22 protein-coding genes are annotated in these 19,020 nt (G+C 27.0%); 19 read left to right on the top strand and 3 right to left on the bottom strand.

Annotated elements, in window-relative coordinates; genetic code table 11:
• The 7 genes from ACRCYC_RS11585 to ACRCYC_RS11555 form a co-directional block, all read left to right on the top strand.
• A partial coding sequence (locus ACRCYC_RS11585; protein WP_438619298.1) for a hypothetical protein occupies positions 1-689 on the top strand: 689 nt, incomplete at its 5' end.
• A 128-nt stretch (positions 690-817) separates the two neighbouring features.
• A complete protein-coding gene (locus tag ACRCYC_RS11580; protein WP_438619297.1) occupies positions 818-1,513 on the top strand; it encodes a FadR/GntR family transcriptional regulator in 696 nt (231 codons plus the stop codon).
• Between the two features lie 286 nt (positions 1,514-1,799).
• A complete protein-coding gene (gene larA / locus ACRCYC_RS11575) occupies positions 1,800-3,071 on the top strand; it encodes a nickel-dependent lactate racemase (protein ID WP_438619296.1) in 1,272 nt (423 codons plus the stop codon).
• Between the two features lie 13 nt (positions 3,072-3,084).
• Positions 3,085-3,873, top strand: a complete 789-nt coding sequence (locus ACRCYC_RS11570) for an electron transfer flavoprotein subunit beta/FixA family protein (protein WP_438619295.1) — start codon at positions 3,085-3,087, stop codon at positions 3,871-3,873.
• A 12-nt stretch (positions 3,874-3,885) separates the two neighbouring features.
• Positions 3,886-5,115, top strand: a complete 1,230-nt coding sequence (locus ACRCYC_RS11565; RefSeq protein WP_438619294.1) for an FAD-binding protein — start codon at positions 3,886-3,888, stop codon at positions 5,113-5,115.
• 18 nt (positions 5,116-5,133) lie between these two features.
• Complete coding sequence (locus tag ACRCYC_RS11560; RefSeq protein WP_438619293.1) at positions 5,134-6,525, top strand: FAD-binding oxidoreductase; 1,392 nt, start codon at positions 5,134-5,136, stop codon at positions 6,523-6,525.
• 178 nt (positions 6,526-6,703) lie between these two features.
• Positions 6,704-7,348 carry a hypothetical protein gene (locus ACRCYC_RS11555; protein ID WP_438619292.1) on the top strand — a complete coding sequence of 215 codons (645 nt, stop codon included), beginning with the start codon at positions 6,704-6,706 and terminating at the stop codon, positions 7,346-7,348.
• Positions 7,349-7,418: 70 nt separating this feature from the next.
• Here ACRCYC_RS11555 and ACRCYC_RS11550 read toward each other — a convergent pair whose 3' ends face one another.
• Together ACRCYC_RS11550 and ACRCYC_RS11545 are read right to left on the bottom strand one after the other, a co-directional pair.
• Positions 7,419-7,628 (bottom strand): cold-shock protein, encoded by a 210-nt coding sequence (locus ACRCYC_RS11550; RefSeq protein ID WP_438619291.1) that lies wholly within the window; start codon positions 7,626-7,628, stop codon positions 7,419-7,421.
• 133 nt (positions 7,629-7,761) lie between these two features.
• On the bottom strand, positions 7,762-9,033 hold the full coding sequence (locus ACRCYC_RS11545) for an amidohydrolase family protein (protein ID WP_438619290.1): 1,272 nt from the start codon (positions 9,031-9,033) through the stop codon (positions 7,762-7,764).
• 200 nt (positions 9,034-9,233) lie between these two features.
• Here ACRCYC_RS11545 and ACRCYC_RS11540 point away from each other — a divergent pair, with 200 nt between their 5' ends.
• From ACRCYC_RS11540 to ACRCYC_RS11500, 9 genes are all read left to right on the top strand, one after another.
• Positions 9,234-9,782 (top strand): GNAT family N-acetyltransferase, encoded by a 549-nt coding sequence (locus ACRCYC_RS11540; RefSeq protein WP_438619289.1) that lies wholly within the window; start codon positions 9,234-9,236, stop codon positions 9,780-9,782.
• Positions 9,783-9,800: 18 nt separating this feature from the next.
• The gene (locus ACRCYC_RS11535; RefSeq protein WP_438619288.1) at positions 9,801-10,829 is read left to right on the top strand and encodes a GNAT family N-acetyltransferase; all 1,029 of its coding nucleotides are present in this window, start codon (positions 9,801-9,803) and stop codon (positions 10,827-10,829) included.
• 232 nt (positions 10,830-11,061) lie between these two features.
• The gene (locus ACRCYC_RS11530) at positions 11,062-12,108 is read left to right on the top strand and encodes an aldo/keto reductase (protein WP_438619287.1); all 1,047 of its coding nucleotides are present in this window, start codon (positions 11,062-11,064) and stop codon (positions 12,106-12,108) included.
• 119 nt (positions 12,109-12,227) lie between these two features.
• Positions 12,228-13,532 carry a hypothetical protein gene (locus ACRCYC_RS11525; RefSeq protein ID WP_438619286.1) on the top strand — a complete coding sequence of 435 codons (1,305 nt, stop codon included), beginning with the start codon at positions 12,228-12,230 and terminating at the stop codon, positions 13,530-13,532.
• Between the two features lie 66 nt (positions 13,533-13,598).
• Positions 13,599-13,958, top strand: a complete 360-nt coding sequence (locus ACRCYC_RS11520) for an arsenate reductase family protein (protein WP_438619285.1) — start codon at positions 13,599-13,601, stop codon at positions 13,956-13,958.
• 145 nt (positions 13,959-14,103) lie between these two features.
• Positions 14,104-14,478, top strand: coding sequence for a GntR family transcriptional regulator (locus ACRCYC_RS11515; protein ID WP_438619284.1), 375 nt, complete (start codon positions 14,104-14,106; stop codon positions 14,476-14,478).
• Between the two features lie 11 nt (positions 14,479-14,489).
• The gene (locus ACRCYC_RS11510) at positions 14,490-15,344 is read left to right on the top strand and encodes an ABC transporter ATP-binding protein (protein WP_438619283.1); all 855 of its coding nucleotides are present in this window, start codon (positions 14,490-14,492) and stop codon (positions 15,342-15,344) included.
• A gap of 3 nt (positions 15,345-15,347) precedes the next feature.
• The gene (locus tag ACRCYC_RS11505; protein WP_438619282.1) at positions 15,348-15,992 is read left to right on the top strand and encodes an ABC-2 transporter permease; all 645 of its coding nucleotides are present in this window, start codon (positions 15,348-15,350) and stop codon (positions 15,990-15,992) included.
• 13 nt (positions 15,993-16,005) lie between these two features.
• Positions 16,006-16,194 (top strand): hypothetical protein, encoded by a 189-nt coding sequence (locus tag ACRCYC_RS11500; RefSeq protein WP_438619281.1) that lies wholly within the window; start codon positions 16,006-16,008, stop codon positions 16,192-16,194.
• Positions 16,195-16,227: 33 nt separating this feature from the next.
• On the opposite strand, the gene ACRCYC_RS11495 is transcribed toward ACRCYC_RS11500, so the two are convergent.
• Positions 16,228-16,455: a hypothetical protein gene (locus ACRCYC_RS11495; protein ID WP_438619280.1), complete on the bottom strand. Its 228-nt coding sequence runs from the start codon at positions 16,453-16,455 to the stop codon at positions 16,228-16,230.
• Positions 16,456-16,612: 157 nt separating this feature from the next.
• Between ACRCYC_RS11495 and larE the strand changes: the two genes are divergently transcribed.
• Genes larE through ACRCYC_RS11480 form a run of 3 tightly spaced genes read left to right on the top strand, consistent with a single transcriptional unit; the run spans position 16,613 to position 19,013 of the window.
• Complete coding sequence (gene larE, locus ACRCYC_RS11490; protein ID WP_438619279.1) at positions 16,613-17,422, top strand: ATP-dependent sacrificial sulfur transferase LarE; 810 nt, start codon at positions 16,613-16,615, stop codon at positions 17,420-17,422.
• A gap of 9 nt (positions 17,423-17,431) precedes the next feature.
• Entirely contained in the window at positions 17,432-18,589 is a 1,158-nt protein-coding gene (locus ACRCYC_RS11485) for a THUMP domain-containing class I SAM-dependent RNA methyltransferase (protein WP_438619278.1), read from the top strand.
• Positions 18,590-18,647: 58 nt separating this feature from the next.
• Positions 18,648-19,013, top strand: coding sequence for a hypothetical protein (locus ACRCYC_RS11480; protein WP_438619277.1), 366 nt, complete (start codon positions 18,648-18,650; stop codon positions 19,011-19,013).
• Positions 19,014-19,020: the final 7 nt, after the last annotated feature.

The following is a 19,020-nucleotide window of genomic DNA, read 5'->3' as shown; positions in this document are numbered from 1 at the left end:
CTGAGTTAATAAATACAAGTAGGTTTATAATCTTTATTTTAGTAATGTTAATATTTATAATATCTATGTATATATCTTTAAAAATTATAAATAAAAAATATAATAAAATAAATTATATTAAATTTTTTAAGATATCAATAATTATAATTGTAATTACTATAATATTTAACTTATTAAGTAATATAATTTTTAGCGACTTAAAACACGAGTATGATTATTTGGAAAATAATGATACTGAAGTTGGTTTTGAATTAGATAGTAGATATGAAGATGAAAAGGGAATTAATTTGAAATTTGAAATCAATAATCCAACTAAGTACACTTTTAAATTAGAAGATGCATACTTAAACTTTGATATGTATGAAAATGGAAATAAAGAAATAATTTCAAATTCATCAATCAAGATAGAGACTCAATATCCATTTGAAGAAAGTGACTCTAATTGGAATATATATCATAAAGGTATAAAGCCTAAATGTAATGGATATTTAGTATTTACAGTACCAAAGGGATTAAAGTTAGACAGTAATAATTTTGCACTAGATTCAATAGGATATGATATAAAGGGACAATTTGTAGTAGATATACCATTTATAGATGGTGGCTATATTACAATAAGACCTGAATTTAACATGGGCGGATCTAAAAATGAAGTATATTTACCGGAATTAGACATAGAAAAGAAATAAAATATAAAAATACTATTTAAAATGCAATAGATTATGATACTTTGTATTTTAGATAGTATTTTATATTTTTTAGAAAAAATTATAGTATAATATATTAATAAATATTTAATGTATAAGGAGATGAATTTTTGTTTAAAAATATAACTAATAAAAAAATATATCAAGAAGTAATAAATCAGATACAAGATATGATTTTGACAGGAAAACTTAAAAAGGGAGATAAACTTATATCTGAGCGTGAATTATCTGAAAATATGGGAGTGAGTAGGACATCTATAAGAGAGGCACTTAGAGTATTAGAAACAATGGGAATAATAGAAAGTAAGCAAGGTGAAGGAAACTTTATTTGTAATAATATAGAGGCCTCACTTATACAACCTTTATCCATGATGTTTACATTAAACAATGGAAGTTACGAGGATATTTTAGAACTAAGAAGTATGATAGAGTTAGAAGCTGTAAAATTAGCGGCTATAAGAGGTACGGAAGACGAGATTGAAGAATTGAAAATGATTTCACAATATCTTATGAAAAAGGATGGAAAATTTGATAAAAGTGAATTAGACAAGGACTTACATCATAAAATTGCATGTATGAGCAAAAATTTTTTAATAAAAAGCTTATATGCAATATCTTCAAATTTATTAGAAAATTTTATTGAAAATTCAAGAGAGCAAATAGTGAATTATTATCATGAAGAAGAAATATTAAATGTTCAGCATAAGCAAATATGCGATGCGATAGTATCTAGAGAACCTGAAAAAGCTTATATGTACATGAAAGAGCATTTAGACTTAATTAAAAATACTATTGATAAAATATAGGTTTCAAGATTATTTGAAACTTATTTTTTTTTATTAAAAATGTCGTAAAATGATATTTAAAATTAAAAATAAAATTAAAATATTTAAATTGTTAATACATAAACAATACTTGCTATAAATAGAAAAATTTATTATTATAAAAGTACAAATTGGTATGACCATAGTACCAATGGGAAATTATATTTATATGAAATTTTTAAATTGTTATATTAGATTATGAAAAATTGAATTTATGGCAATTGGGAAAACGATTTACAAAAACACATTTCAAATAGGAGGGACACGAATGGAAATAACGGTACCTTATTCAAAAAGTGGTATGAAGATAAATATACCCAATGAAAACCTTATAAAAATTTTGCAGTCTAAAGCACATGATTTTAAACCACAATTTAGTGAAAGTGAAATAGTTGAAAGTGCTCTTGACAATGCAATTGGAAGTCAGAAATTAGAAGATTTGGTGAAAAATAAAAATAGTATGGTAATAATAACTAGTGATCATACAAGACCAGTACCAAGCAAAATAACATTACCTATAATGTTGAGAAAAATAAGAAATTCAAATCCTGACATAGATATAAAAATAATAATATCAACTGGATGCCATAGACCTAGTACAAGAGATGAGCTTGTGTATAAAATGGGAGAAGAAATAGTAGATAATGAAAAAATAATAATGCACTTTGCAACAGATGAAGAATCTATGGTTAGAGTAGGAACACTTCCTTCAGGAGGAGATTTAATAGTTAATAAAGAGATAATAGAAACTGATTTGCTAATAGCTGAAGGATTTATAGAACCACACTTTTTTGCAGGATTTTCAGGAGGAAGAAAAAGTGTATTACCAGGAGTTGCATCGGCTAAAACTATAATGTACAATCACTGTTCTGAATTTATAGACAGTCCTTACGCTAGAACTGGTAATCTTGAAAAAAACCCAATTCACAGGGACATGTTATATGCAGCTAAAAATGTTAATTTAGCTTTTATATTAAATGTAGTTATAGATAAGGATAAAAAAGTTATAGGTGCATTTGCAGGAGATGTAGCTAAAGCTCATAAAACTGGATGCGACTTTGTAACTCAATTATCTAAGGTGAATTCAGTAGATGCTGATATTTTAGTTAGTACAAATGGAGGGTATCCACTAGACCAAAATATATATCAAACTGTTAAAGGTATGACGGCGGCAGAGGCAACATGTAATGAAGGTGGAGTTATAATCATGATATCTGCTTGTAATGATGGACATGGTGGACAGTCTTTTTATGATAGTGTGGCAAATGCATCTTCACCCACTGAAATACTTGAGAAGGTAAGAAAAATTCCAAAAGAAAAAACAATGCCAGATCAATGGGAGTTTCAAATATTAGCAAGAATATTAGAAAAATTTACTGTAATAATAGTTACAGATTTATGTGATTCTAAGATGATTGAAAATATGCACATGAGACATGCCGATAGCTTTGATAAAGCTCTAAAAATGGCTTTTGACATAAAAGGTAAATCTGCAAAAGTAGCAGTTATACCAGATGGAGTATCAGTTATAGTAAAGTAAAGGGGGTAATTATATGGAAATATTAGTATGTATAAAACAAGTTCCAGGAACATCAGAAGTAGAGGTAGATGAAAAAACAGGTGTACTAAAAAGAGATGGAGTAGATTCTAAAATGAATCCATACGATTTGTATGCTTTAGAAACCGCTTTAAAAATCAAAAAAGAAAACGATGCCAAAGTCAAAGTTTTAAGTATGGGGCCGCCTCAAGCAAAGCAAGTAATACATGAAGCTTTTATGATGGGAGCTGATGAAGGGGCTTTAGTAAGTGATAGAAAATTTGCTGGAGCCGATGTACTTGCAACTTCATATACAATATCACAAGGAATTAAGAAACTTGGGAATACAGATTTAATAATTTGTGGTAAGCAAACTACAGATGGTGATACTGCACAAGTTGGACCAGAAATAGCAGAATTTTTAAATATACCGCATGTTACAAATGTAACTAAATTAATAGAAACCAAAGAAAATAGTATAGTAGTGGAAGTAGATATGCCTAATACACGAGAAATTTGTGAAATTAAATTTCCTTGCTTAATAACTGTTGAAAATAACATTTTCCAACCAAGATTGCCATCTTTTAGATTGAAGATGGAAACGCAAGATAAGGAGATACCTATGATTAGTCTTAAAGATTTTGATGATAAAGATGAAAAACATTATGGACTTAATGGTTCGCCAACTCAAGTTTTAAAAATATTCCCACCAAAATCAGATATAGAAAAAGAAGTATGGATAGGGGATGAAACTGAAATTTCATCTAAATTATTTAATAAAATAAAAGAATTAAAGTTATTATAGGGGGGATTGAAAGTGGCTAAAATAGTTATAAATCAAGATAATGTTAAAGATATTCAAACAGTATTAGACATATGTCCTTTTGGGGCTATAGAAATAAATAATGGTAAATTAGAAATAGGTGCTGGATGTAAAATGTGTAAGTTATGTGTAAAAACAGGACCTAAAGGCGTATTTGAATTTGTAGAAGATGAAGTTGTTGAAATTGATAAAGATAAATGGAATGGTATAGCAGTATATGTTGACCATCATAAAGGTGATATACATCCAGTAACATTTGAATTAATAGGTAAAGCTAAAGAAATGGCTAATAAAATTAATCAACCAGTTTATTGTGTATTTGTTGGAGAAAATATAAAAAACAAAGCGGATATATTACTTTCCTATGGAGTTGATGAAGTATTTATTTATGATGATAAAGTTTTAGAAAACTTTAGAATAGAGCCGTATACAGCATGTGTAGGAGATTTTATAAATAAAGTTAAACCGACGATATTGCTATTTGGAGGGACAACATTAGGTAGAAGCTTAGCTCCACGACTTGCAGCTAGATTTAAAACAGGTCTTACAGCTGATTGCACAATACTTGACGTTCAAGAAAATACTGACTTAGATCAAATAAGACCTGCTTTTGGTGGAAATATAATGGCACATATACATACGCCAAATCACAGACCACAATTTGCAACTGTTAGATATAAAATTTTTACAGCACCAGAAAAAGTTGAAAATCCAACTGGAAAAGTTACTGTATGCCATATAGCTAAGGATAAATTAGATTCTAGAATAGATGTTTTACAAGTTAATAACAAAAGCAAAGAAGTAGGAATAGAAGATGCAGAAGTTATAATAGTTGGAAGTAGAGCAATAAAGAAAAAAGAAGATATGGATATGCTGTATAAATTAGCTGACTTACTAGGGGGACAGGTAGCGGGAACAAGACCTTTAGTAGAGTCTGGATGGATAGATGCAAAAAAACAAATTGGGTTAAGCGGTAGAACTGTTAAGCCTAAACTTATCATAACTTGTGGAGTATCAGGTGCTATACAATTTGTAGCAGGGATGAATGGCTCAGATTGTATAATATCTATTAATAAGGATGATAAAGCACCTATTTTCGATACAGCTCATTATGCCATAGTTGGAGATATATATGATATAATACCTAAACTTATTAAAGATATAGAACTAGAAAAGTTAGATACTGAAACATTAATGTCAGAAGTAGCAGTTACAATAGAATAAGGATTGGGGGAAATTGGAATGTATAAAAAAATAGATAAAAAAGATATTGAATTTTTATTAAATTTATGTGGTTATGAAAATGTTATAGTTGGAGAAGACATAAATGAAGATTATTCACATGATGAACTAGGTGGAGTTGAAAAATATCCAGAAGTATTAGTTAATGTTCATAATGCTGATGAAGTTTCTAAAATAATGAAGTATGCTTATGAAAATAAAATACCTGTTACACCTAGAGGGCAAGGTACAGGATTAGTTGGAGCAGCAGTTGCAATTTATGGTGGTATAATGATTAATTTAAGTCAAATGAATTCTATATTAGAGTTAGATGAAGAAAATTTAACGTTAACAGTAGAACCAGGTGTATTACTTATGACTATAGGTCAGTATGTGACAGAAAAAGATTTATTTTATCCACCAGATCCAGGTGAAAAAAGTGCTACTATAGGAGGTAATATTAATACTAATGCAGGAGGTATGAGAGCTGTTAAGTATGGAGTTACAAGGGATTATATAAGAGGATTAGAAGTAGTACTTCCTAATGGAGAAATTATAAATGTTGGTGGCAAAGTTGTAAAAAATAGCTCAGGCTATAGTATAAAAGATTTAATAGTAGGATCAGAAGGTACATTAGGGATAGTAACTAAGGCTATACTTAGATTGCTACCTTTACCTAAAAAAGATATAAGTTTACTTGTTCCTTTTCCTGACTTAGCAACTGCAATAGAAACCGTTCCTAAAATCATAAAATCAAAATCTATACCAACTGCTATAGAATTTATGGAAAGAGATGTAATACTTGCATCAGAAGAGTTTTTAGGTAAAAAGTTTCCTGACAATACTTCAGATGCATACTTATTATTAAAATTTGATGGAAATAGTAAAGAAGATATTGAAAAAGAGTATGATAAAGTAGCTAAACTTTGCTTGGATTGTGGAGCATATGATGTATTTATATCAGATACTCAAGAGAGAAACGACTCTATATGGTCAGCTAGAGGAGCATTTCTTGAAGCTATAAAAGCCACAACAACAGAGATGGATGAATGTGATGTAGTTGTTCCTAGAGATAAAGTTGCTGAATTTATAAGGTTTACTAATGAACTTCAAGAAAATCTTAATATAAGAATAAAAAGTTTTGGACATGCAGGTGATGGAAATCTTCATATATATGTTTTAAGAGATGATTTAGATAAAAATGAATGGGACAAGAAATTATCTGAGACTTTTGAAAAAATGTATGAAAAATCTAGATATCTTAACGGACAGGTTTCTGGAGAACATGGTATTGGATATGCTAAAAAAGGATATTTACATGAGTCACAGAGTGATGCTTATATGGATATTATAAAAAATATTAAGTTAGCATTTGATCATAAAAATATTTTGAATCCAGGAAAGATATACTAAAAATTATAATTATTAAAAAAATCATAAAAGGCACTAATTTCAATTTTGAAATTAGTGCCTTTTATGATTAATTTATCCAAATAAAAAAATAATTTAGATATATACAAAATAATGAAAATGTAGTAAAATAATAAAACAATAAAAAAAGTTAGAATTCTAATTAAAAATGGAGGAAGATATGAAAAAGAAAATTTTTATTATAACAACACTACTATCGACTGTAATTTTGACTGGTTGTGCTAGTCATGATATAAAGGAAACACAAGAAGAAAAACCAAAAACTCAAGAAACAAGTATAAATCTTGAAGTGGGTGAAAAAATAAGAGGAAAATTCGATAAAATAGACACAGATTCACATGTGAATTCACTAACGGATTTTGCACATCGTTTTTCTGAAAAAGTAGATACTACTAAGTCAACATTAAAAGATGCAAATGATGCATTGAATTCTACTACTGATATAGCTAGCGGTATGGGTTCAAAACTTAAAGATGTAAATAATAAGATAGATAATACTGCAAGTGATGTAAATTCTGCAAAAAATAAAGTAAATGGAAAGTTAAACGATGTATCAAATAAGGTTAATTCATCTTCAAAAAAAATGAATGAAATAAAGAGTAAAGCAGATGGAGCAAAAGACAAGGTAGACATTAAGGTAGATCAAATAGATAAAAATATAAATAATGCTAAAGATAAAGTTAATGAAGTAGATAAAAATATAGATAATACAAAAAACAAAGTTAATGATAAAACAAGTGATACTAAAGATAAAATAAACAATATAAAAAATGATATTGCAGATAAAATTCATAATAGACATTAAATTAAGCAGAGCTTATTATAAAAAAATTCTTACTGTATTAAAAATTAAATATACAGTAAGAATTTTAAAATTACATTTTATGAACATTTATAGCAGAGGGACCTTTAGGAGCTTCTATGACATCGAAACTAACTTCCTCACCTTCGTGTAAGTCCTTACAGTGTCCATTTTCTTTGATGTTAGAATAGTGAACAAAGACATCATCACCATCGTTAGCTGATATAAAACCGAATCCTTTATCGTTATCAAACCATTTGATTACGCCTGTAAATTTAGACATATTAAAACTCCTTTTTAATAAAATTAAATAAACTATTATATAGTTTTCTAAAATTAGTATTTACACTAAGTAAATTTTTATAGTAGTAAATATATGCAAAAATATAATTTAGCTAAAATCAATATTAGATTAATTAAAACTTAGGCTCATTTATTTTATTTCCGCGAACATATCTATGAAGTATATGTCTATCATCTCCAATATATATAAATCTTTCCAACCTTTCAATTAAGTTATAATTATCATGATTTAATTGGCTGTCATCGATAACTAAAGCATCAAATTCGTAATCTTCTTCGAAGCTACCAACTTTGCCAAAGAAACTACCACCACCTTTAGTAGCTATATAAAATGCTTCAGAAAGACTTAAAAAATCAAGTTTTTTATCAGAATTTACCCACCAAAGTTTAGAAGCTTGTATAGTATGAACAATAACTTTAAATATTGATAAGTCATGGCCTCCACTAATATCAGATCCAAGAGAAATATCTATGTTTTTATCTAAAAATTTCCTAATTGGCATAATACCACTGGCTAAATTTAAATTTGAAGTAGGGCAATGAACAGCCATGACATTATTAGTTTTCATAAGGTATAGTTCTTCATCAGAAGAGTAAACACAATGAGCCATTAAGGTTTTGGTTTGACCAAATAAATTGAATTTATTATAAGCATCTCCATAAAACTTAGATTTTGGGTGAAGATTTTTAACCCATTCTATTTCTCCTTGATTTTCGGATAAATGCGATTGAGTTTCTATATTGTATTTAATTGCTAAATTCCCCAATTCTCTTAAAAGTTCACTATCACAGCTAGGGATAAATCTTGGAGTTATTATAGGTTTTACCAATGAATCTTTTTCTAAATTCATATCTAAAATTTCTTTTGTATCTAAAATAGATTGATGGGTATTTTCTAAAAGGTTATCAGGACAATTTATGTTCATATTAACCTTTCCTACAAATGCGCCAATTCCACAATTCTTAAAAATTTCCATAAGTCTAATTGTAGATTCTTTATGTATAGTTGCAAATACAGCTATTCTAGTAGTTCCGCTTTTCCAAACTTCTTTTACAAATTGTTTATACATTTTATCTGCATATTCTATATCCGCATACTTAGATTCTTCTGGAAATGTATAATCATTAAGCCATGGGATTAGTTCTTTACTCATAGCCATTCCTAGATTTCTAAATTGAGGAGCATGAGCATGTAAGTCGTTCATTCCAGGGATTATTATTTTATCATTATAATCAACTAGTTCTATATTTTTATATTCATTTGGGAGCTGATCATAAACATTAACTATTTTTCCGTTTTTAACTACTATAAATCCATTTTCTATTATTTTGAAATTATCTTTATTTTGTGTGAAAATTATATTCCCTTTATAGATTTTAAACATAAAACCCCTCCTAATTGTAGTGAAACTTATAATAATAATTATAATATATGTATTAAAATATGTAAAATAATAAAAAAGTTCGTGTTTTAATAAAGGTTTTAAATTACATTTTTATATTAATCATTATAAATATAGGATATGCGGTCTCTTTGAAGAATAGTTATAATAGTAGAAAAAATATGGAATATAGGAGTAGATATATGAGGGATTTAGAAACGACAAGGTTATTACTTAGAAAATTTAAAGAAAGCGATAGTAAAGATGTTTTTGAATATGCAAAAAATAATTTGGTAGGCCCTAATGCTGGATGGCAACCACATGAAAATGAGGAAGAAAGTAAAGAAATAATCAATAAGTTTATAGAAAAAGACGACACATATGCAATTGTATTAAAATGTGAAAGTAAAGTTGTAGGAAGCCTTGGATTTCACGATAAAGGACCAATAGATAATATGAAAAATAAAAGACAAAGAGAAATTGGATATGTATTAAATCCTAATTACTGGGGAAATGAAATAGTACCAGAAGCTGTAATGGAAGTGATTAAATATGGTTTTAATGATTTAAATTTAGATTTTATTTGGTGTGGACATGAAGATGGTAATAATAACTCTAAGCGTGTTATTGAAAAATGTGGTTTTAAATATAAATTTAGTAAGAAACAAAATTTAATACATTTAAATAATAAGGAGATTTTATCTTTATTTTACAATATTTCAAAGCAAGAATATGAAGATTCACAGATTTAAAAAGGAGGAGTAGGCAAAATGATTATTGGAAATAAAACAATTATAAGACCTTTTGAAGATGGAGATGAAGTGATTTTACATAAATGGTGGAACGATGGGGATATGATGGGAGATTCAGGACTAGCTTATGGAACACTACAAAGTTTGGAATTTATAAAGGGTAAGGTTGAAGTAGAATTACAAAATGGAAATTTTTATGATAGAGATAAAAAATGCTTTATAATTTGCAAAAAAGAAAATTTAAAACCTATAGGTGAGATAAATTACAATTGTTATGATGCTAGAAATCAAAAATCTGAATTTGGTATAAAAATATGTGAAAGAGGTGAGCAAGGTAAAGGCTATGGAGAGGATGCATTAAGTTGCTTTATAGAATTTATGTTTAAAAATTTAAATTTAAATAAAATTGAGTTGACAACTATGATAGATAATAAAAGAGCTCAGAATTTATATAAAAAGTTAGGATTTAAAGAAATCGGAATTATAAGACAATCGTATTTTGATAGTAGATGTGGCGAGTTTTCTGATGTAGTATATATGGATTTATTGAAGAGTGAATGGATAAAAATGAAGCCTAAATTTATACTTGTATCTGATAATATAAGGTTAATTTCTCTAGATAATAGTCAATGGAAAATTGCACTACCTTGGTATCAGGATAAAGATATTCTTTATTTTTCAGAAGGTGTAACTGATAAAGTGTATAGTTTAGATACTATATATAGAATGTACAAATATTTAGAGTCAATAGGTGAATTATACTTTATACAGATTTTAGAAAATGGAAACTACAAAACTATAGGGGATGTAGCTATATCAAAGAATAACATGCCGATAGTTATAGGCGATAAAAATTATTGGGGAAAAGGAATAGGAAAAAAAGTCATACTTAAATTATTGGAAAGAGGAAAGCAATTAGAATTTAAATCAATATATGTTCCTAAAATATATCTATATAATAAACGTTCAACAAATTTATTTGAATCAGTTGGATTTCAACAAATTTCTGAAAATGGACAATATAAGTCGTATGAAAAAGTTCTATAAGTTTAGTTTGTAAAGATTTAATTTATTTAACTTGAAAATTTTAAAATGTAATTTTTACTTAGGTATAAAATCAAGTGTATGAGTGAAAACTTTGTTTCTGAGCGTATAATGACTAAAAATGGGATGAAATTAGATTAAAAAATTAGAAAAAATAAGTTTCATAAAGGGTATTATATACACTTAAAGTTATATTCAATTTTAAGATATAAAAGTATAATTTGGAGGTTATATAATGATAAAAGGATATGCAAATTTAAAAGAAACTAAAGAATATTTTAAAAATAGAGGAATACATAAAAACTACATAAAGAATACAGAAAAATTTTACTCACTTTTATTTGGAATGGGAACTCATCTAGGTGAATTTACAGATGAACATTCAAACTTATATATAGATACATTAACTTATGGGTTAGAAAATGGAGTAAACTTTATAGATACATCTGTAAACTATAGAGAGATGAAATCAGAAAAAGATGTAGGTGCTGTTTTAAATAAATTAATAAATAAAAGAAAAACCATAAAAAGAGGCGAAATAGTAATAGCAACAAAAGGAGGACAAATATATGGGGATTGTGAAATAGATGTAAAGGCAATTGACTATTTAGAAGAAATACTAATACCAGAGGGAATATTAAATATAGAAGATGTAAATATAGTTGATGGACATATGCATACATTAGCTCCTTACTTTTATGAAACTACAATAGAATTAAGTAAAAGAAATTTAGGAATTGATACAATAGATATTCATTATATACATAATCCCGAAATATCAATGTATGTATTAGGCGAAGTAGAATTTTATAAACAATTAAAAGTTTTAGTAGAGTTTTATGAAGAGCAAGTAGAAAAAGGAAATATACAATTTTATGGGATGTCTACATGGAAAGCTTTTATATGTGACGAAAATTCTCCATGGTATATATCTTTAGAAAAAGTTTTAGATATAGCTAGAGAAGTTAAAGGATTAAACAACCATTTTAAGTTCATTCAAATGCCATATAATATTTACAATAAAAGCGCATTAGAAAATAAAACTCAATTGGTTGGAAAAGAATACTATTGTGCTATTAGAGCTGCAAAAAAATTAGGTCTATATACAACTATAAGTTCTCCATTAAATCAATGCAGAGACAATGATAGTTTAAGTATTAATGATAAATTAGAGTTTATAATTGACACGAAGGATTTACAGGCAACCATTATTGGAAGTAAAACAAAAAAACATTTAATAGAAAATTTGAATTATATATTATCAGAGAGATTAATATTATAAAAAATATTTAGAAAGTCTATTTAATTTGAATGAAAATAGAAGTATTAAATGAATGTTTTTTATTTATCATATATGTTATAATATTAAGACAACTATGTTTAATGAAGGTGGGCTAAAACATGAAGGTAGTAAAAGAAGCTATATCCTCAACATACCTAAGTTATGGTATTGATGAGGATATAGTTATTCATGAAGGAAATTTTTGCATTTACCTAGATAAGCTATATAAATGTAAGGGTCGGATTTACTATAAAATTAGTCCCCCTACTTATATAAATTTTGAAGCGGAAATACTAGATTATGAAAGCAAAGATTTAGAAATAATAAAAGATGAATACTTAGAAGGAATTATAGAATTACACGGATATCAACCGATTAATATTAGTATAAATAACATAATCAATAATTATATAAATGGATATGTAACTAATGGAATTGTAAAATCTAAAAATAAATTTGTAGATTTTATAGATTTTCATATTGTAAATTTCGATAAGAAACAAGGAACATTAATAAAACACCATGATAAGTTGTTTGCTGGGCGAATAGAATTTGAAATAAGTGGATATGAGGTTATTATAGATAAAAGATATGACTATAAAAAGGAACTATATGAAGAATTAAGAGAAAAAAATGGCAATATAATAACACATATAGGTAGAATTAAAAGAAAAGATGGGAAACAATTCAAGTCAACTTATATATTTAAACTATTAGATGAGATATCAGATGCTTTAAATTTCTTAGCTGGTAGATATATTGGGATATGTTTAGTAAAAGGATATAAGGATGATAAAAACAACTTTAGATTATGGAAAGAATCTATGATAACTCCATTTAAGTATGTACCAACTTGGTCTGACACTGTAGTGAATCATCATAATATTGAAAAATATATAAGTTTAATGTGTAAAAAGCTACATGATCCATACTATGGACAAGCACTAAGACATGTTATAGATTGGTATATAGAATCACTGGATAATATAAGTATAGAAAATAACGTTATTTCTACACAAATAGCATTGGAAACGCTTTCGTATGTAGTGATAGTTGAAAAGACTAAAACTTTAAGTGATTTGGAATTTGAAAAAAATACAACATCTGATAATATTAGATTGTTATTAGATACTTGCAGTATATATTATGGAAAAGAAGAACTTGAGATATTTAATCAGTATATAAAAATTAAGTTTGATGATGGAGTAGATATATTTACCTACTTTAGGAATATAATAGTACATCCAACAAGGAGAACAAAAAGAGCTAATTTAACAGTTGAAGATATGTGGGATATACTTCAAATTGGAACGAGATATGTAGAATTATCAGTACTGCATATTATAAATTATAAAGGTGAGTATTCAAATAGATTAAAAGATAGATGGTATGGAGAAGTTGAAGTAGTTCCATGGAATGAATAAAAATGTTTTAAACTTTCAAAATTAGTGTAATAATATAAAAAAAGAAAGTAAAGGAAAGTGATAATTATGTTAAAATTCTATGGATATTCTAAATGATCTACAGTTAGAAAAGCCAAGGCTTGGCTTAATGAAAATAATATAGACTTTGAGGAAATTGAAATAGTAAAAAATCCTCCTAGTAAAGAAGAGTTAGAAGCTATGTATAAATTAAGTACATATGAGTTGAAAAAATTCTTTAATACAAGTGGAGTAAAATATAGAGAGTTGGGACTTAAAGATATAGTTAAAACTGAAAGTGAAGATAAGCTTTTACAAATATTATCAAGTGATGGGATGCTTATAAAAAGACCGATAGCATTTGATGGTAAAAATGTGCTTATAGGATTTAAAGAAGAAGAATGGAAAGAAAAACTTTTAAATAGATAATAAAAAAGTGAACTCTATACAAGAGTTCATTTTTTTGTACTGAATTTATAAATTAAGTTGACAATAGGTGTGTATAAAGTGTATATATATAATATACACACTTTATACACAGTGTTCATATTATATATAGAAAAGAGGTGCAAGATTGAATATAAGTATAAGTAATACATCATCAATTCCACTTTATGAACAAATAAAAAATCAGGTGCAAAATCAAATTTTAGATTCAACTTTAAAACAAGGTGACGGTCTTCCATCTATACGAAATTTAGCAAAGGAATTAAAGGTAAGCATTATAACTATAAAAAGAGCTTATGAGGAACTAGAAAAAGAAGGATTTTTAGAAACTATTACTGGAAAAGGTACTTTTGTATCTATGCAAAATACTGATAGATTAAGAGAAATAACTTTATATGAAATTGAAAATAAATTAGAACTTATAATAAAACAAGCAAAATCAGCAGGTATGACATTAGAAGAGGGTATGGAGATTTTTAAAAGTATATATGAAGAAGTTTAGGAGGAACAACTATGAAAGCTATTGAAATCAGAAATTTAAATAAAAAGTTAAATGAATTTGAACTAGAGATTAACAAATTAGATATAGAAAAAGGTTATATAACTGGATTTATAGGGCCTAATGGCTCAGGGAAGACTACAACAATAAAGCTAATTATGAACATGTTATTTAAAGATAGTGGAAGTATAAAAATACTTGGAAAAGAAAATGGTCAAAGTGATACAGATATAAAGCAACTAATTGGATATGTAGGGGATATTCCAGGTTATGTACATGAAGCTAATCTTAAAAATATAAAAAAGAGTGTGTCTATTTTTTATAAAAACTGGGATGATGATTTATATGAAAAGTATATAAATAAATTTAAGTTAAATGAAAATAAGAAATATAAAGAACTTTCAAAAGGGCAACAAAAGAAATTTGAATTAGTTATGGCTCTTTCTCATCATCCTCAAATAATAATAATGGATGAGCCTACTGCAAACCTAGACCCTTTAGTTAGGAATGAATTTTTAGAAATATTGCAAGAACATATAGAAAAAGAAGAAGCTACTGTATTTTATTCTACGCATATAACATCTGATTTAGATAAAGTTTCAGATTACCTTGTTTTTATATATGAGGGAAAGATAATATTAGAAGGTGATAGGGAAAGTATATTAGAAAATCACAGAATAATAAGAGGAAAAAAAGAATTACTAGACAGTGATACTGAGAAGGAATTTATATCATACACTAAAAATTCTTTTGGATTTGATGGATTAATATCAAATGTAAAAAATGCTTATGAAATTTTCGGAGAAGAAGTGATTTATGACAAGGTAAACTTGGAAGATATACTAATGTATTATACAAAGGGGTGTTAAAATATGATTAATATAATAAATCTTACAAAAATGAGTTTTAATAATTTAAATTCTGTTTTTAAAAATATTTGGTTTATAGGGATTGTATGGACTTTAATAGCTGTAGTTAGTCCTTCATTTTTAAGTATGCTATTTGGGATGGGAAGCTATTTAGTTTTATACCAAGTACTCGCATATGAGGATATGCATGGAGTAGATAATTTAATAGTATCACTTCCTGTAAAAAGAAGTGAATATGTAGTATCTAGATATGTTTTAGGAATATCTGTATCTACAATAGTTATGATTTGCTTGACAACAATATATTTTTTTATAAACTTAATAAACAAAAATGAAATGCCTATACAAGTATATTTAATTATAGGAATAATTTCATCAGTGGTTGTTGTATCTATTATAACTCCGATTGTTATTAGATTCGGGACAACAAAAGGGAGATTGATAGTTTTAATAGTTGCTATGTCAATAGCAGGAGCTGCAACCGGATTTATAACTATCATAAATGAAGATTTGACAATTATGTTGAAAATTACAGATATGATAAACAATATAGGATTACCCATTGTATTGGTATTAGCTAGTATAGTTGCTTTAGGCATATCTATGATGATTAGTCTAAAATTATATAAAAATAAAGAACTTAGATAATACGGAGGCATTAATGTATGTTAAGAAAGTGATTATTATTAAAATAATTGCAAGTATAACTTACTTTGCAATTATGTATATGGGCTACTTGAAAAGAGGAAATAGTATTTTTGATAATACTTTTAAATTAGTATCAATAATTATTATAGGAAACTTAATTATTAGCATTTATAACTATAAAAAAGAAAAATTACAAAAATAAAAGAGGGGTTTTTAAAATAACCCCTCTTTTATTTTATGGAATATATATTTTGGGAATATATAAAGTAATATCATTTAAATTAGTAATAGCATCATAAATAATACTTGCATTATCTTCTAAATTATTGCTTTTAAGCTCTAATTTTAAAATTATCTTAGATAAATTTTTAATTTCCAAAAAAGTAGTATTTTCGATAAATTGAAGTTTAATATGTTTGTTGCATTTAAGTAAATGTTCTAAATGTTTTAACTCTATAGTCATAATACCCCTCCCCTATAAATTTTATAATATAACAGGTAGGTAAAAAACTCAAATAAAACAAAATATTACAATATCGACACATATTTTAAAAAGTTTGATTAAAAGTTACATATTGTATATAATTAAGTGTATTAGAAAATGGGGGAGGTATAGGGATATGGATACTTCAAACAAGTTAGAGACACTAAAAAATAAATTAAGAGAACTTGGAAGTGTAGCAATTGCATTTTCTGGAGGTGTAGATAGCACTTTTTTATTAAAAGTAGCAAATGATATACTAGGAGATAAATGTATAGCAGTAACAATACATGCTATGATGCATTCAAATAGAGAAATAGAAGAAGCTAAGTCATATACAAAAGCTTTAGGAGTTAAACATATAGTTTTTAAAATTGATAATTTTGATATTAAAGAGTTTGTCGATAATGATGAGAAAAGATGTTATTATTGTAAAAAAGCGATATTTACAAATATGAAAAATATAGCAAAACAGAATAATATAAATTATATTTTAGATGGAACTAACTTAGATGATTTGGGTGATTATAGACCGGGTCTTAAAGCTTTAGATGAACTAGAAATAAAAAGTCCACTAAAAGATAGCTTATTAACTAAAAATGATATAAGAATTTTATCAAAAGAACTAAATATACCTACATTTAATAAGCCTGCATTTGCTTGTTTAGCTACTAGAATACCGTATGGTGAAACTATAACAAATGATAAGCTTAGAATGATAGAAAAAAGTGAAGAGTATTTGCAAGACTTAGGTTTTAAACAGTTTAGAGTAAGGGCACATGATAAATTAGCTAGAATAGAAGTTGAAGAAAGTGAAATAAATAAATTTTTTGATAAAGATTTATTAAAAAATACACATAATAAGTTAAAAGAAATAGGGTTTAAATACGTAACCTTAGACTTGCTAGGCTATCGAATGGGTAGCATGAATGATGGAATTAAGCACTAGGAGGAAAGAATGAAAAATTATACATTAATAGCACCTTGTTTTTTTGGAATAGAAAAAACACTTAAAGATGAAATATCAAACTTAGGATATGAAATAATAAAAACAGAAGACGGAAGAGTAACATATAAAACAGATGAAAAAGGAATAGCTATGTCTAACTTATGGTTAAGAACAGCTGAAAGAGTACTTTTGAAGGTTGCAGAGTTTGAAGCTACAACTTTTAATGATTTGTTTGAAAATACTAAGGCTATAAATTGGTCAAAGTATATTCCATATGGTGGGGAATTTCCTGTATCTAAGGCTTCATCAATAAAATCAAAATTATTTTCTACGTCGGATATACAAGCAATAGTTAAAAAAGCTACAGTTGAAAGTTTAAAAATAAGTTATGAAGAAGATGGAATGTTACCGGAAACTAGAGAAAAGTATCCAATACAAGTTTTTATACATAAAGACATTGTAACAATAGCTTTAGACACTAGTGGAATGGCACTTCACAAAAGAGGATACAGAGAAGTATCGACTAAAGCACCATTAAGAGAAACTATGGCATCGGCTATGGTACAATTAACACCTTGGCAACCAGGAAGAACATTTGTAGATCCGATGTGTGGGTCAGGTACTATTGTAATAGAAGCTGCAATGCTTGGTCTTAATATGGCTCCAGGGCTTAATCGTGAGTTTGTATCTGAAAAGTGGACAACTATGGATAAAAAGATATGGTGGGATGCAAGAAAAGAAGCCTTTGATAAAATGAATACAGACATAGACTTTAAAATTCATGGTTATGATATAGATAAAGAAGCTGTTATGATAGCGCAAAAAAATGCAGAACTTGCAGGTGTTGAAGATTATGTAGAGTTTAAGGTTTTCAATGCTAAAAACTTTGAAAGTGAAGAAAAGTTTGGATTTATAGTAACAAATCCTCCATATGGAGAAAGACTTGAAGATAAACAAACTGTTAAAAAGTTATATAAAGATTTAGGGTACGCATTTAAGGAACTTAAAACGTGGTCTTATTATATGGTGACTTCATATGAGGATTTCGAAAATGCATTTAATAAAAAAGCTACAAAAAAGAGAAAATTATACAATGGTAGATTAAAAACATATATATACCAATATATAGGACCTAAGCCGCCAAAACATATAAATAATAACAAATAATTACAAGCCCTCTGAAATATACATGTAATATACAAATAAATTTTAGGGGGATAAATATATGAGAATAGCATCAAAAAAGAGTAATAAAACAAAATCAAGAAAAAGAGTTAATAAAACTAAAAATCAAATAAAAGAAGTTCCTGTAGAAGAAGTTGTATTAAATGATATTATGGATAAAGAAGATAGAGAAGCTGAGATCGTATTAAATGATTTGGTTCCAGAAAAAGATAAAGAACAATATGGGATGAAAATAAATTCTAACAATAAATCTAATAAAGGTGGAATAAAGTTAAAGTTAAATTTATTTCCTAAAAACAAAAAATCCACTAAAAAAAATAAAAATAGTAAAGCTTCACGAAATGAAATAATAAAAGAGATTAAAGAGGACGAAATTGTAGAAAATACAAATAACTCTGAAGAATAACTTGATT

This window comes from Paraclostridium sp., assembly GCF_051657365.1.
Taxonomy (GTDB): domain Bacteria; phylum Bacillota; class Clostridia; order Peptostreptococcales; family Peptostreptococcaceae; genus Paraclostridium.
This window is presented reverse-complemented; position numbering and strand designations above follow the sequence as displayed.